Source organism: Kribbella sp. NBC_00382, from assembly GCF_036067295.1.
Taxonomy (GTDB): Bacteria; Actinomycetota; Actinomycetes; order Propionibacteriales; family Kribbellaceae; genus Kribbella.
On the sequence record NZ_CP107954.1, the window covers coordinates 2,422,983 to 2,436,860 of the forward strand.

Genomic DNA, 13,878 nt, shown 5'->3' on the forward strand with positions numbered 1-13,878 from the left:
CCCCGGCTACAGGGATCTACTTGAGCCCGTAGGCCCTGATGACGGTCTGAGTCACCTTGTTGCCGGCATTGTCACCAGCAACGACCTTCAGCGACACAGTCCCCTTGCCAGCCGGTACTACGGCCACGTAGCGACCCCGTGCCCCGACGGCGATGATCCGCTTCCACGTCTTGCCCTCATCGAAGGACACCGACGCCTGCAGCGAGGTAGACCGCGCAGCAACCGCACCCGCCTGCTGCTTGACGCTGAACCCGATGACATGCGGCCGAGCGGCCACTCGCCCGGTCAGATCAACCGGAACGTCGTACCCGACCTGCAGCAGCGACAGCGGGACCGCCTTGTCCGCCGGAGCCTGCTTGGACCGGAAGTCCCAGACGGTGTGAGTGCTGGTGCCCCAGTTCCACTCCCCCTCCGTGTCCTTCCGCTCAGTCGACAGCTCCAGCTTGTACGCCGCATCGCCACCGGTGGTGATCACATCCCGCCAGGCGTCGGGCAGCTCCGACACGACAGCACCATCCCGGCTCAGGACTGCAGAGGCGGCAGTCGTCTCCCCGATCGTGTAGTGCCCGTCGGCGTCCACGAAGGCCGGCACCCGCAGCGACAGCCGGTCACCTGTCCGAGTGGAGACGACGCCAGGAGCAGCCGCCGGCCGGACCACTGGGCCGAACCAGGTCTCGCTGGACGAACCCGGCTTGTAGGTGCGCGGCCCCGACGTCATCCCGCCTGCCAGCGGGTTCATGTCGTCCCAGGTGAAGAGGTGGTGCACCCGGTGCTGCCAGAGCGAGTCACCGGTGGTCACCCACTCCTCCCGGACCTTCGGGGTCTCGACGAAGCGCTGCGCGTCGTTCCAGGAGTACTCCTGCCAGGGGCGCCAGCCGAACCGCTGCTCCTTGGCCCAGTTGAAGCCACCGTTGTCGGCGTACGAAGTGCTCACCCGGGCGCTGTTCGCCGAGGTCACCTTGTAGTCGATCTTCTTCGGGATCGAGCCGGTCGACACCTGCTGTACGTCGTACAGGTACGGGCTCGAGGTGGTCAGCGTCAGGTCGATCGTGGCCTTGCCCTTGCGGATCCGGTCGAACAGCTTCTGGCCGTCGTTGCTGCCGGTCACCAGCGCCACGATCGGCTCCCGGTCGCCGGTCGGCTTCCACACCGTCCATGCTGACCAGTCCGCCGGCCGGACCAGGATGATGCCCGCAGCACCGGCCTTGGCGGCCGCGTCGATCTGCGCCTTCTCGTCGCCGTCCTCGTTGGTCTTGATGACCGCGATGGCACCCTTCACCCCACGCAGGTCAGCACCGGGCGCGACCAGGGTGAACCGCTTCTTGCCCTCGAACGACGGCGACTGGTGCAACAGGTTGATGTCCAGCGGCCCGCTGACTCCCGGGATCGCGGCCTGTACCAGCGGCGCGACCAGTTGCCAGCGCGACGAGAACTCGAAGCTGCCGCCCGCAACGGGCTTGGTCGGCGTCACGAGTACCTGCTTGACCGTGCTGAAGTGCATCACGCCGTGGCTGATGCTGCGGCCGTTGGGATACACGCGATGCACGTAGTAGCTCAGTACCGCCTGCTGCTCGGACGGCTTGGGCGTCGAGATCGTGATCGGTACCGCCTTGCGGGCGTCGATGACGATCTCGGTGTCCTTGGTGATGGAGATGTTCGGGTCGGTGAAGAGACTGACCTTCTCGTCCTGCACGTTGTAGTCCTCGACCAGCGAGTGCAGCAGGTATGTGCCCTCCTCCACCTCGGCCGTGTACTCGCCGCCGTCCCCGATCCACGCGAGCACGTCGGACCGCGAGTTGTCGCCGAACAGGCTGATCACCGGTACGCCGGTGGGCTTGCCATCAAGTCCGACGGCGCGCAGCGTCACCTTGTGCTGCGGCCCGGCCTTGAGCGTGCCGACCGCCGTGTGGGTGACCACGCCATCGGGGCCAGTGGCAACGATCCAGCCGCTGTAGAGGCCGCGACCGAGCTTCGCCGAGTCGAGAGCCAGCGGTACGTCGACGCTGCTACCGGCCGGGACGGTGACGGTGCTCGGCACCGAGAAGGCCTGGGTCTCAGGCGTCTTCGAGTCGAGGTTGTCCACATCCACCGCCAGCGCCAGGGTCACCGGGGCGGCCGAGTCGTTGCGGTAGGTGATCGTCCTGGTCGCGCTGGCGCTGACCAAGCCGAAGTCGGCCGTCGCGGTCGCGGAGACCTTCTGGGTAACGGCGCGACCGACGTCCACCCGTCCGGCGCCCTGGGCGTAGACGCTCAGGTCCGGGTTCGTCTTGGCGGTGCTGACCAGCCCGTTCTTGAGCTGCTCGGCCTTCCAGTCCGGGTGCTCCTGGGCGAGCAGCGCGGCCGAGCCGGCGACGTGCGGGGTCGCCATCGAAGTACCGGAGGCTGCTGTGTAGAGGTCGTCGATCGGCTGGCCCATGATCGTTCCGGCCGCGCGGGCAGCGACGATGTCGACGCCGGGCGCGGTGATCTCGGGCTTCAGGCCGTTGTCGCCGAGTCGCGGTCCGCGGCTGGAGAAGTCGGCCAGCTGGTCATTGCGGTCGACGGCGCCGACGGTGAGCGCGGACGGCGCAGTACCGGGGGTGCCGATGGACTGGTCGGCGCCGTCGTTGCCGGCGGCCACCACGAACAGGGTGCCGGACGCGGCGGTGATCCGGTCGACGGCCTGGCTGAGCGGGTCAGAGCCGTCGGTGGGGCCGCCACCGAGGCTCATGTTGACGACCTTCGCGCCGGAGGCCGCTGCCCACTCCATTCCGGCGATGATGGAGGACTCGTCGCCGAAGCCGTCGTCGCCGAGGACCTTGCCGATCAGCAGGTCGGCCTTCGGGGCGACGCCCTTGCGAGTGCCACCTGCGCCGGCGCCGGTACCAGCGATCGTCGCCGCGACGTGGGTGCCGTGACCGAAGTGGTCCTCCGGTCCGGTCGGGCTGCCAGAGAAGTCCTTGGCCTCCTTGACCTTGCCCTGCAGGTCAGGGTGGTTGGCGTCGACACCGGTGTCCAGCACTGCGACCTTGACGCCGCTGCCCTCGTATCCGGCCTGCCATGCGACGGGTGCGCCGATCTGCGGCACGCTCTTGTCGAGGCTCGCGCGGACCCTGCCGTCGAGCCAGATCTTCGCGATGCCACGGCTCAGCGCGCGGGCGTTCGCGGTCGGGTCGAGCGACTTCCAGAGCGCGGGCAGCTCGTCCTTGTCGGCGCGAACCGCCGTGGCGTCGATCGAGTCGAGCGCGCGGGTGGTCGTGGTACCGGTCAGCGACTGGGAACGGGCGGCCGACTGATCGGCGTACCGGACGATCAGCGGCAGCGTGCTCGCGGCCGAGTCGCCGAAACCGTCGGCGACCAGTTCCTCGACATCGAAAAGGTTGGCGTCGAGCACGCCGGTCGAGATGTACGGGACGGCATCGCTCGGCAGTACCCGCAGGCCGCCGTCGACCTCGATCGTGTGGAACGCGATCCGCTCGCGCCCCGGCGCCGGGTGGACGCTGGCGGCCTTCTTGCCGCCGCCGGCGTCGGTGACCTCGACGACGTCACCGGTGATGAGGGTGATGGCTTTTCCGGCCGGTACGCCGGACGCGCGCGGCGTACCGGGGATGGTGGGAGGCGGTGCTGCGCCGGCGGGGATGACCGCGGCGACGCTCAGCGCCAGGACGGCCGCCACGGTGACGGCGGGCTGGATCCGGGAGGACATGGGCAGATCTCCTCTTCGAGAGGCGTAGGGGGCAGGGCACCTCTTTCGAGTGAGTCTGCAACCGGAACCCGGGTCTGTGCCCTGTCCATGGCTGCCGTAGCTGCGACATGGCGCAACCGCGCCACCGCGGCGAATTCCGGGCGAACGGCGGGTTATTCGCCGATCTTCTTCGACCGGAGCAGGATCTTGGTGTCGAGCGAGGCGGTGGTACCGCCCTCCGGCGACTGACTGACGACGACCCAGTTGCGGTCGTTGATCAGCAGCCGTCCCTGGCCGGTGGCGTCCTCTTCGGTCAGGTAATAGAAGCCGGCCGCCTGCATCGTGTCCTGGGCCAGCTGGTGGTTCAGCCCGACCACCTTCGGTACTACGGCCTCTCGCGCCGTCTGCGGCGGAGTCGGGGGCTTGCTGGCCGCACTAGTCGGCGTCGGCGTCGGCGAGACGATCGTCTCGGATGCCGTCGGCTGCTGGGTTGGCTGACTAGCAGTGACCGTCACGGTTGCCGCGGGGCGAGGCTGGTCGGAAACACCGCAGGCAGCGGCCAGCAACAGCAGTGGCGCGCACCAGAAGATCCTCATATCGCCACCCCTCTCTGTTCGAGGTTAGCCGGACACGCGTCGTCACGAGTGCGTCCGGCGCCCGGCGGGTGCAGGATCTGCCTATGAAGGCACAGCAGTTGGTGCGTAGGTGGGCCTGGGTCGGTACGTTCCTGATCGGCGGCGGGCTCTATCTGCTCGTCCTGGCGGTGCTGACCGACACCGGGAACCCGAACCTCTTCCCGACCATGATCCTCCTCGGCGCGCTCGTCGTACCGCTCACCTTCGTCATGTTCGCGGCCGGCCGCTCCGGTCGCTGGCTGATCGACGGCCCGACGCTGGGTGGCTCTCTGCTCTTCGGTGGTGTCGTCGGCGTGGTGGTCGCCGGGCTGCTCGAGTACGACGCGATGCGAAAGCTCGGGGCGCTCCCGATGCTCGGGGTCGGCCTGATCGAGGAGGCGGCCAAGCTGGTCGTGCCGGCCGTCCTGGTGCTCTTCTTCGGTCATCGCTACCGCCACTCGATCGGAGGCGGCATTGTGATCGGCGTCGCGGTCGGTACGGGGTTCGCAGTACTGGAGACGATGGGCTACGCGTTCGTCGCGCTGCTGCAGTCGGGCGGCAACGTGGGTGCGGCCGAGCAGACGCTGTTCATCCGCGGGCTGCTCTCGCCGGCCGGCCACGCCGCTTGGACCGGCATCACCTGCTGGGGTCTGTGGCGCTACGCCGTCGCACCGAGCGGCAAGCGATTCCTCGGGTTCCTCGGCATGTACGCCGTCGCCGTCGCCCTGCACACCACCTGGGACGGCATCGGCGGGCGGCTCACCTACGCGATCGTCGGCGCGATCAGCATCGGCCTCCTCCTCATCGGCCTCCGCCGAGCCCAGCGCGACGACGCTGATCGCCCAATTGCTTAAGGAGCCGATCGATGCCGAGTCTTCCTGACTTCAAGTTGGAGACGTACTTCTCGCGGTGGGAGTTCAGCGCGCGCTATCACCTGACCGCCTCGGACGCGCAGACGCTCGCGGTGTCCGAGTTGCTCGAGCTTGCCGATGAGGACGGGCTGCGGCGGTGGGAGACGTTGGCGCTGGGGTATACCGAGACGCGCGGGCTGCCGGCCTTGCGGGAGGAGATCGCTGGGACGTACGACTTCGTAGTACCGGAGGACGTGTTGTGTTTCGCCGGGGCCGAAGAGGCGATCTATCTGGCGATGCACGCGTTGCTGGAGCCCGGTGATCACGCGGTTGTACTGACGCCGAACTACCAGGCCGCCGAGACGATCCCGCTGGCCATCTGCGAGGTGACCGGTGTCGCATTGGTTGCCGAGAGCAACTGGTCGCTCGACGTCGACGCGGTCGAGTGTGCGCTCCGGCCGAATACCAAGCTGGTCTCGGTGAACTTCCCGAACAATCCGACCGGCGCCGTCCCGGATCCGGAGACCTGGCTGCGGCTGGTGCGCTTGTGCGACGAGCGTGGGATCACGTTGTTCAGCGACGAGGTGTACCGCGGCCTCGAGCTCGACCGCCCGTCCCTGCCACAGGCGGCCGATCTGTCGGAGAACGCTCTGTCGTTGAACGTGATGTCGAAGGCGTACGGCCTGCCAGGCCTGCGGATCGGCTGGATCGCATGCCGCGATCGAGCCCTCCTGGACAAACTGGAGCGGGCCAAGCACTACACGTCGATCTGCAACTCCGCCCCGAGCGAGATCCTCGCCCTGATCGGCCTGCGCGCTCGCGACCACCTGCTCGAACGCAACCGAGGCATCGTCGCCACCAACCTGCCGTTGTTCGAGGACTTCTTCAGCAACTACCCCGACCTCTTCGACTTCACCCGCCCGCAAGGCGGCTGCGTCTGCTACCCGCGCTATCTCGGCGCGGACGGCGTCGAGGCGATGTGCACCGACCTGGTCGAGCAGGCCGGCGTCCTACTGCTGCCCTCGAGCATCTACCACTCAGAGCTGACCGAAACCCCCACCGACCGCTTCCGCGTCGGTGTAGGCCGCCTCGCCCCCGAAGAAGCCCTGGCCGAATGGTCAACCTGGCTGGACAAACGCCAATGACCGCCGCTGATGGCGGTGGTGCTCTTCCTGTTCTCGGACTCGCTGAGATCAGCGCGCTCGCGACGCCCGACGTGATCTTCGCCGCCGTCAGGGAAGCGCTGATCGCCCATGCCGAAGGCCGCACGTCGGTCCCGCCGCCGATGGTGCTGGAGTTCCCCGACCACGCGGGCGACTGCCACGTGAAGGCAGGCCACGTCGCCGGCTCGCCGCACTTCTCGGTGAAGGTCGCCAGCACCTTCGCCTCGGTCAACAACGGTCTGATCCTCGTCATCGACGCAACAACCGGTGCCCCAGCCGCAGTACTGGCCGATGAAGGCATGCTGACCGCCTGGCGCACAGCCGCCGCCGGCGCCCTGATCACCCATGCCCTCACTCCACCCGAGGTCGACGAGGTCTCGGTCCTGGGCACCGGCGAACAGGCGCTCCTCCAGGTCACCTGGCTGCGCAAACTCCGCCCCATCACCAAAGTCCACGTCTGGGGCCGTCGCCCCGAAGCCGCCGCCCGCCTTTGCCAAGCCCTTCAACGCGAGGGCATCACCGCCACCGCCGATGCCCTCGAAGCCGGCGCCCCGTGCGTCATCACCACGACGGCCGCCAGATCCCCGTTACCCCTGAAGGCCTTCCGCGGCGCCGTCCACATCACCGGGATCGGCACCGACATGCCCGGCAAGAACGAACTACCGCCAGAGCTCTTCACCGACGCGCTGATCGTCACCGACGACCACGCTCAATGCCTCCACCACGGCGACTTCGGCAACGCGGTGAGAGCCGGTGTAGTACCGCCCGACGCAGACCTTCCGGTGGGAGCGTTCTTGAAAACAACCTCCGAAGCGCCGCGGCCTGGCAGGTCGATAGCCGATCTGACCGGCGTCGGCGCAACCGACGCGGCGGTAGCTTCCGCAGTGCTGACGACCCAGCAAGCCGCCTCGACTGAGTAGCTAGCTCAACTCGACGAGTTGGACCCGGAGGGCGCCGAGCAGCTCTTCGGGCGTCTCGAGCTGCGGCAGGTGGCCCGTGCGGGGGATCAGGGTGAAGGTCGAGACCGGGATCGCGTCCGCAAAGGCCTGCCCGTACTCCGGTCCGGCGATGCCGTCGCTCTCCCCCCACAGCACGTGCACCGGGATGTCGATCTCGCCGAGCCGCTTGGCGAGCGTCGGGTCGAGCATGGCCGGTCCGGTGTAGCCGATCAGCGCCAGTACGTCCGGGCTCGGACCGGTCGTCCCGGCCGGCGGGACGGGTGCCTTGCTCGGATCGTGGAAGGAGAAGGACCGGAGTTCGGCGACGGACAGGCCGCTGACATCGGTGATCGGGTGTCCCTCGACCTCGATGCCGATCCCGTCGACGATCACGGCGGCACTGACTCGCGGGTTGTGCTGCAAGGCGATTTCAGCGGCCAGCCAGCCGCCGAAGGAGTTGCCGAGCACGGTGACGTCGGTGAGATCGAGCTCCGCCAGCAGTTCTACGTACAGGCGGGCCAGCTCGGTGACGCTGGTGAGCCCTTCGGGTTTCGGCGTACCACCGAAGCCGGGATGGGTCGGCAGCAGCACCCGGGAGTGAGTGCGCTCAGCGAGCAGGTCGGCGAAGCCCGCCATCGTGGCGACACCACCGCCGCCGTGCAGGAGCAGGAACGGCCGGGTGCGATCGATGTCCTGGATGGTGAGTGCCGTCATGGAATCTTCCTAACGCGTCGATGAGCTATATCAGGAACCTTAGATCAGCTTCCTGATATAAGCAACCTTGTCTAAATGCGCTAGGGTGGCTGCCATGAAGTACCAACCGGGCGAGGTCGCACTGGCCGTCAAGCGCCTGCAATACCGCCACCACCGCGCGCTGAGCCACGCGCTGGCGCCGCTCGGACTCTCGCTCGTGCAGTGGGACACCTTGCGTCACCTGCATCGCAAACCGGATGCCTCGCTGCACGATCTCGCCGTGCTGACCTTCCAGACCGACCAGTCCTTCGGCTCGCTCGCAACCCGGATGGCCGACCGCGGCCTGATCGAGCGGGTCCCAGGCCCGGGTCGGGCCGTGCGGCATCAACTCACCGAAGAGGGCGCACGCCTACGCGCCGCCGGCCAGGACGCGGTGGACGGCGTCGTCGAATCCTCGTTCCAGGCCCTGACCCCCGCCCAGACAGACCAACTCGGCGACCTTCTGACCCTCGCGCTCGGCGCAGACCCCACTGCCTGAGCTGCCGAGCTAGTGGGAAATCGATTTTCGACGGTGGTCGAATAGGTCTGGCCGGGAGGGGAAACGTCTGCAAGGTTCGTAGTCGACCAGTGACTCGTCGTCATCGCCCATCACGACGTCTGGAAGGCACACGCCATGAAACGACGGACATTTCTCGGAAGCATCGCGGCGGCCGGAGTCGGTACTGCCGTCGCCCCAGGGCTGATCGCGCCCGCCACCGCACAAGCCGCGACCTGGAAGAAGCGGGTGACCGGCGCCGACCTCGACACCAACAGCCGCTGGCAGGTGGCCGGTACCGACCTCGGCATCCCGTACGTGCTCGAGAACGGCTCGATCGGCTACCTCTTCGGCGACACCTTCAACACGCCATGGCCTGAGCAGGCGAACAACGACTGGCGTTCACCGGTGATGTTGCGGTCGGCCGTTCATCCGGGGGCAGCCGGCGGCATCGTCTTCGACAGTGCGGCCAAGGTGGCCGGCAACGGCCGGGCGCCCGAGATCATGCGCAACGGCCACAACGGGATCGGCATCGACGGCCTCTGGGAGGTCACGGTGATCCCGAACGACGGCATCAGCTTCCCCGAGACCGGTCGCCAGCTCGTCTCGTACATGAGCATCGAGAACTGGAACTCGGCCGGCCCGAACGGCCCGCAGTGGAAATCCCGGTACGCCGGCCTGGCCTACTCCGACAACGGCAACGACTTCGTCCGTACCAACCTGAAGTGGTTCAACAGCGGCGACAACCTCGACCCGTTCCAGATGTGGACCATGCAGCGCGATGGCGACTACGTCTACGTGTTCTCGGTCCGCTCCGGCCGGCAGGACGGCCCGATGATGCTGCGCCGCGTCCCGTGGGAGCAGCTGTTCACCCCGGCGGCGTACGAAGGCTGGGGCTGGAACGGCAGCAACTGGGGCTGGGGCCGGCCGTGCTCGCCGATCCTCAACGGCCGCTTCGGCGAACCGTCGGTCCGGCGGCTGGAGGACGGCACCTGGGCGATGGCCTACCTGAACTGCGCCACCGGCAACATCGTCACCCGGACCGCGGCCGGCCCGGACCAGGCCTGGACGAACGAGAAGGTCCAGGTCACCTTCGCGCAGGAGCCCGCGCTGTACGGCGGCTTCATCCATCCGTGGTCGACCAAGGCCGCCAACGGCCTGCATCTGATGGTGTCCAAATGGACCCGCGATCCGGCCGGCCACAGCACGGCTTACCACGTCAGCCAGTACGCCGGAAGCCTCTGACAGCAGTTGTCTCCAACTAAACTGGTCCGGTAAACAACTTACCACCGGCGGAAGTGGTATGTTGCGCAATTTGCAACGCGAAATGCGGCACGCGCTCGAAAACGGCAGGTTTCCGGGAGGTTACCGCGAGAGTGCGCTCTCACGACTTAGTAACGGATACTCCTGAACTATTGACTGGTCAGCGGCCTCTGGGCAATTCTCTACGCCACTGAACGACAGGTTCATACCAGTCAGCCGGAGGCCGATCCGGCTACTTCGCCCGAGGTGATCCGATGAAGTTCCGTTCCCTTGCCGTCGCCGCAGTCGCGGCTCTATCGCTTACCGCCCTAGCAGCTTGTGGGTCCTCCGACGACACCAAGGACAGCGCCGCCGATGCCGGTCCGAAGACCATTGACGTCTGGCTGATGAAGGGCAGCGTCTCCGACGACTTCCTGAAGCGGTTCGAGGCCGGCTTCGCCGCCGACCACCCGGAGATCAAGGCCAACGTCCAGATCCAGGAGTGGAACGGGATCGGCCCGAAGATCATCGGCGCGCTGGCCAGCAAGGACGCGCCGGACGTGATCGAGGTCGGCAACACCCAGGTCGCGCAGTACTCGGCCAGCGGTGGCGTCAAGGACCTGACCGAGAAGAAGTCCGACCTCAAGGGCGACGACTGGATCGAGGGCCTGGCCGGCCCGGGCCTGTACGAGGGCAAGCAGTTCGGCATCCCGTACTACGCCGCCAACCGGGTCGTGCTGTACCGCAAGGACCTGTTCAAGGCGGCCGGCATCACCGCCCCGCCGAAGACCCGCGAGGAGTGGCTGGCCGACACCGCCAAGGTGAACACCGGCGGCAACCAGGGCATCTACCTGCCGGGCCAGAACTTCTACGTGCTGTCCGGCTTCATCTGGGACGAGGGCGGCGACCTCGCGGTCAAGGAAGGCGACCAGTGGAAGGGCGCGCTGGAGACCCCCGAGGCGCTCAAGGGGATGGACTTCTACAAGCAGATCCAGGCGCTCGGCAAGGGCCCGAAGGACTCTGACGAGGCCAAGCCGACCCAGACCGACGTGTTCGCGCAGGGCAAGGTCGCGCAGATGATCGCCGTTCCGGGTGCCGCCGAGCTGATCGCCCAGGCGAACCCGGCGCTGAAGGACCAGATCGGCTTCTTCCCGATCCCGGGCAAGACCGCCGACAAGCCGGGCGCCGTCTTCACCGGTGGCTCCGACCTGATCATCCCGGAGGCCGCGGCCGAGCAGGACGCCGCGTACACCTTCATCAAGGAGCTGGCCGGCGAGAAGTGGCAGACCGACCTGGCCAAGTCGATGAAGTACGTGCCGAACCGGACCAGCCTGGCCTCCGCGGTCGGCTCGGACGAGGGCGTGGCGGCGATGGCGGCCGGCGCGGCCAACGGCAAGGCCACCCCGAACTCCCCGAACTGGGCCGCGGTCGAGGCGAAGAACCCGATCAAGGAGTACCAGACCAAGGTGCTGACCGGCGGTGACCCGGCCGCCGCGGCCAAGGCTGCCGACGAGATCATCACCCAGGCCCTGAACGCCAAGTAGAACTATGGCTGTGGCAGAAGTAGAGACCACAGCAGCCCCCGCCCCCGAGCCCGGTTCGCCGGTCTCGGTCCGGCGGGGGCGACCCCTGTGGGAACGCCTCCTCCCCTACCTGCTGGTCGCGCCGACCGTCGTCGGTACGGCGTACCTGCTGGTGTATCCGCTGGTCCGCAACCTGCTGATCTCGTTCCAGAAGTTCGGCATCGCCCAGCTGATCCGCGGTGGCGCCGAGTTCGTCGGGTTCGACAACTACTCGAAGATCCTGAACGACGGGAAGTTCTGGGGCGTCGTCGGCCGGACCTTCGTGTTCACGGCGATCAACGTCGGCCTGATCATGGTGCTGGCCACCCTGGTCGCGCTGCTGATCGGTGCCCTGGGCAAATGGATGCGGTTCGCCGTGATGGGTGGCCTGGTGGTCGCCTGGGCGATCCCGGTGATCGCCGCGACGACCGTGTTCCAGTGGCTGTTCCAGTCCCAGCTCGGGGTCGTCAACTGGGTGCTGGTCGCGCTCGGGTTCGAGCAGTTCGACGGCAAGGCCTGGTTCGCGGACGGCAACTCGACGTTCGCGATCGTGGTGCTGCTGATCGTCTGGCAGTCGGTGCCGTTCGCGGCGCTGACCCTGTACGCCGCGATGACGTCGGTACCGAAGGAACTGCACGAGGCGGCCCAGATCGACGGGGCCGGCTCGGTGAAGACGTTCTGGCTGATCACCTTCCCGATCCTGCGGCCGATGTTCGGGCTGATCCTGTGCCTGGAGGTGATCTGGGTGTTCAAGTGCTTCGTCCAGATCTGGGCGATCAGCCAGGGCGGTCCGGGCGACGCGCTCCTGACGCTGCCCGTCTACGCGTACCAGATCGCCACCGTGCTGAACCGGTACGACCTGGGCGCGGCGATCTCGATGGTCACCGTGCTGATCCTGGCCGTGGTGCTGCTGGCCTACTTCCGGCAGATGTTCAAGGAGGAGGGCGAACTGTGAGAACCCGCCTCAGCCGCAAGATCACCCTGAACGTGGTGGCCCTCGGCGTCCTGCTGTTCTCGATCTTCCCGGTCTACTGGATGGTGCTGACCGCCTTCAAGCCGACCAAGGAGATCCAGGCCGAGACGCCGTCGTTCTTCCCGACCCACGTCACCTTCACGCACTTCAGCACCGCGGTGCACGCGGACGGCTTCTGGACCTTCTGGCGCAACAGCGGGATGGTCGCGATCAGCGCCGTACTGCTTTCGCTGGTGGTCGCCTGCGGCGCGGCGTACGCCGTCGGCCGGATGAAGTGGAAGGGCCGGCAGGGCTTCATCCTGATGGTGTTCATCGCCCAGATGACACCGTGGGAGGCGCTGCTGATCCCGATGTACGTGATCGCCCGCGACACCGACATGTTGGACAAGCTGCCGATCCTGACGCTGATCTACTTCATGATGACGCTGCCGTTCACGATCGTGACGCTGCGCGGATTCCTGAAGGGCATCCCCGTCGAGCTCGAGGAAGCCGCCCGGGTGGACGGCTGCAACCAGTTCGAGGCGTTCCGGCGGATCGTCTTCCCGCTGCTCGCGCCCGGCCTGCTGTCGACGTCGCTGTTCGGCTTCATCACCGCGTGGAACGAGTTCGCCTTCGCGAACCTGCTGATCATCAAGAACCAGGACCAGCGCACGCTGCCGGTCTGGCTCTCGTCGTTCAGCAACACGTTCGGTACCGACTGGGGCGCGACGATGGCCGCCGCGACCCTGTTCATGCTGCCCGTCCTGCTGATCTTCCTGGTCCTGCAGGGCCGCGTCACCACCGGCGTCGCCGCGGGTGCCGTGAAGGGCTGATCAGGCTGTATCAGTTCGGGAAGGTCAACCGCGTCGTGATCCGGTACCGGTCTCCTCGGTAAATGGAGCGGGTGTACTCGATCACGGCGCGGTCCGCGTTGCGGGTGACGCGCTCGAAGAGCAGTGCAGGTGAGTGCAGCGGGACGGTGAGCAGCTCCGCCTCCTGCGCGTCGGTCACTGTCGGCTCGGTGGTCTGGACGGCTTCGCGCGCGGCCACGCCGTACCGGGATCGCATCAGGCCGTACAGCGAGCCGATCTCGAAGTCCCGGCCGGTGATGCCGGGCACGAAAGCGGCCGGGATCCGGATCCGCTCGATGCACATCGGTGCGCCGTCGACCAGCCGCAGCCGGACCACCGAGACCAACTGATCGCCCGGCGAGATCTCCATCCGCTGGCCGAGCCGGGCACCGGCAAGCTCCAGCTCGAAGCTGATCAGCTTGCTCTGCCACGGGGTGCCCTCGGCCGGCGGCACCTGGAAGTCGCCGTCGGCGGTCGGCTCCAGCGCCTGATGGATCTTGCGCGAGCTGGTGAACGTGCCGCGGCCGTGCTCGCGAGTGATCAGCCCGTCCCGGGCAAGGTCTTCCAGCGCCGCGCGCAGGGTCGGGCGGGACACTCCGAGCGACTCGCTCAGACTGCGCTCGGAAGGCAGCGGCTCACCCGGGTTGCGAAGCTCGATCAACCGGAGCAGGCGGTCCCGTGCTTCGGTCCTCCTCATCAGGCAACTCTAGCAATCTTTACCAGTGGTTTGACCGCTCCGAGTGTCGTTCCCGCCGCAATTAGGCATTGACTTTACCAATTGGATAAGCCAAGTTGTGAGGAGATCTCTCCGCC

The 13,878-nt window shown here is 67.3% G+C and carries 12 protein-coding genes; 8 read left to right on the forward strand and 4 right to left on the reverse strand.

Going from position 1 to position 13,878, the window contains the following annotated elements:
- Positions 1-16: 16 nt before the first annotated feature.
- Positions 17-3,685: a S8 family peptidase gene (locus OHA70_RS11965; RefSeq protein WP_328331652.1), complete on the reverse strand. Its 3,669-nt coding sequence runs from the start codon at positions 3,683-3,685 to the stop codon at positions 17-19.
- 152 nt (positions 3,686-3,837) lie between these two features.
- Entirely contained in the window at positions 3,838-4,260 is a 423-nt protein-coding gene (locus tag OHA70_RS11970) for a PASTA domain-containing protein (protein ID WP_328331654.1), read from the reverse strand.
- A gap of 83 nt (positions 4,261-4,343) precedes the next feature.
- On the opposite strand from OHA70_RS11970, the gene OHA70_RS11975 reads away from it, so the two are divergent.
- Genes OHA70_RS11975 through OHA70_RS11985 form a run of 3 tightly spaced genes read left to right on the forward strand, consistent with a single transcriptional unit; the run spans position 4,344 to position 7,212 of the window.
- Positions 4,344-5,132, forward strand: coding sequence for a PrsW family intramembrane metalloprotease (locus OHA70_RS11975; RefSeq protein WP_328331656.1), 789 nt, complete (start codon positions 4,344-4,346; stop codon positions 5,130-5,132).
- 11 nt (positions 5,133-5,143) lie between these two features.
- Positions 5,144-6,274 carry a pyridoxal phosphate-dependent aminotransferase gene (locus tag OHA70_RS11980; RefSeq protein ID WP_328331657.1) on the forward strand — a complete coding sequence of 377 codons (1,131 nt, stop codon included), beginning with the start codon at positions 5,144-5,146 and terminating at the stop codon, positions 6,272-6,274.
- Positions 6,271-7,212: an ornithine cyclodeaminase family protein gene (locus tag OHA70_RS11985; RefSeq protein ID WP_328331659.1), complete on the forward strand. Its 942-nt coding sequence runs from the start codon at positions 6,271-6,273 to the stop codon at positions 7,210-7,212. The genes OHA70_RS11980 and OHA70_RS11985 overlap by 4 nt, the downstream gene beginning before the upstream one ends.
- Here the strand turns inward: OHA70_RS11985 and OHA70_RS11990 are convergent, their stop codons facing one another.
- Entirely contained in the window at positions 7,213-7,944 is a 732-nt protein-coding gene (locus tag OHA70_RS11990) for an alpha/beta fold hydrolase (RefSeq protein ID WP_328331661.1), read from the reverse strand.
- A gap of 94 nt (positions 7,945-8,038) precedes the next feature.
- Between OHA70_RS11990 and OHA70_RS11995 the strand changes: the two genes are divergently transcribed.
- From OHA70_RS11995 to OHA70_RS12015, 5 genes are all read left to right on the forward strand, one after another.
- Positions 8,039-8,461 carry a MarR family winged helix-turn-helix transcriptional regulator gene (locus OHA70_RS11995; protein WP_328331663.1) on the forward strand — a complete coding sequence of 141 codons (423 nt, stop codon included), beginning with the start codon at positions 8,039-8,041 and terminating at the stop codon, positions 8,459-8,461.
- Between the two features lie 135 nt (positions 8,462-8,596).
- On the forward strand, positions 8,597-9,703 hold the full coding sequence (locus OHA70_RS12000; protein WP_328331665.1) for a DUF4185 domain-containing protein: 1,107 nt from the start codon (positions 8,597-8,599) through the stop codon (positions 9,701-9,703).
- A gap of 272 nt (positions 9,704-9,975) precedes the next feature.
- Positions 9,976-11,244: an extracellular solute-binding protein gene (locus tag OHA70_RS12005; RefSeq protein WP_328331667.1), complete on the forward strand. Its 1,269-nt coding sequence runs from the start codon at positions 9,976-9,978 to the stop codon at positions 11,242-11,244.
- A gap of 4 nt (positions 11,245-11,248) precedes the next feature.
- On the forward strand, positions 11,249-12,217 hold the full coding sequence (locus OHA70_RS12010; RefSeq protein WP_328331669.1) for a carbohydrate ABC transporter permease: 969 nt from the start codon (positions 11,249-11,251) through the stop codon (positions 12,215-12,217).
- Positions 12,214-13,047 carry a carbohydrate ABC transporter permease gene (locus OHA70_RS12015; protein ID WP_328331670.1) on the forward strand — a complete coding sequence of 278 codons (834 nt, stop codon included), beginning with the start codon at positions 12,214-12,216 and terminating at the stop codon, positions 13,045-13,047. Before OHA70_RS12010 ends, OHA70_RS12015 begins: the two co-directional genes overlap by 4 nt.
- 10 nt (positions 13,048-13,057) lie before the next feature.
- On the opposite strand, the gene OHA70_RS12020 is transcribed toward OHA70_RS12015, so the two are convergent.
- Positions 13,058-13,762: a GntR family transcriptional regulator gene (locus OHA70_RS12020; RefSeq protein WP_328331672.1), complete on the reverse strand. Its 705-nt coding sequence runs from the start codon at positions 13,760-13,762 to the stop codon at positions 13,058-13,060.
- Positions 13,763-13,878 lie beyond the last annotated feature (116 nt).

Excerpts from the sequence above, each read along its gene's own strand:
- OHA70_RS11965 (WP_328331652.1), bottom strand. The coding sequence starts at position 3,685 with ATGTCCTCCCGGATCCAGCCCGCCGTCACCGTGGCGGCCGTCCTGGCG.
- OHA70_RS11970 (WP_328331654.1), bottom strand. The coding sequence starts at position 4,260 with ATGAGGATCTTCTGGTGCGCGCCACTGCTGTTGCTGGCCGCTGCCTGC.
- OHA70_RS11975 (WP_328331656.1), top strand. The coding sequence starts at position 4,344 with ATGAAGGCACAGCAGTTGGTGCGTAGGTGGGCCTGGGTCGGTACGTTC.
- OHA70_RS11980 (WP_328331657.1), top strand. The coding sequence starts at position 5,144 with ATGCCGAGTCTTCCTGACTTCAAGTTGGAGACGTACTTCTCGCGGTGG.
- OHA70_RS11985 (WP_328331659.1), top strand. The coding sequence starts at position 6,271 with ATGACCGCCGCTGATGGCGGTGGTGCTCTTCCTGTTCTCGGACTCGCT.
- OHA70_RS11990 (WP_328331661.1), bottom strand. The coding sequence starts at position 7,944 with ATGACGGCACTCACCATCCAGGACATCGATCGCACCCGGCCGTTCCTG.
- OHA70_RS11995 (WP_328331663.1), top strand. The coding sequence starts at position 8,039 with ATGAAGTACCAACCGGGCGAGGTCGCACTGGCCGTCAAGCGCCTGCAA.
- OHA70_RS12000 (WP_328331665.1), top strand. The coding sequence starts at position 8,597 with ATGAAACGACGGACATTTCTCGGAAGCATCGCGGCGGCCGGAGTCGGT.
- OHA70_RS12005 (WP_328331667.1), top strand. The coding sequence starts at position 9,976 with ATGAAGTTCCGTTCCCTTGCCGTCGCCGCAGTCGCGGCTCTATCGCTT.
- OHA70_RS12010 (WP_328331669.1), top strand. The coding sequence starts at position 11,249 with ATGGCTGTGGCAGAAGTAGAGACCACAGCAGCCCCCGCCCCCGAGCCC.
- OHA70_RS12020 (WP_328331672.1), bottom strand. The coding sequence starts at position 13,762 with ATGAGGAGGACCGAAGCACGGGACCGCCTGCTCCGGTTGATCGAGCTT.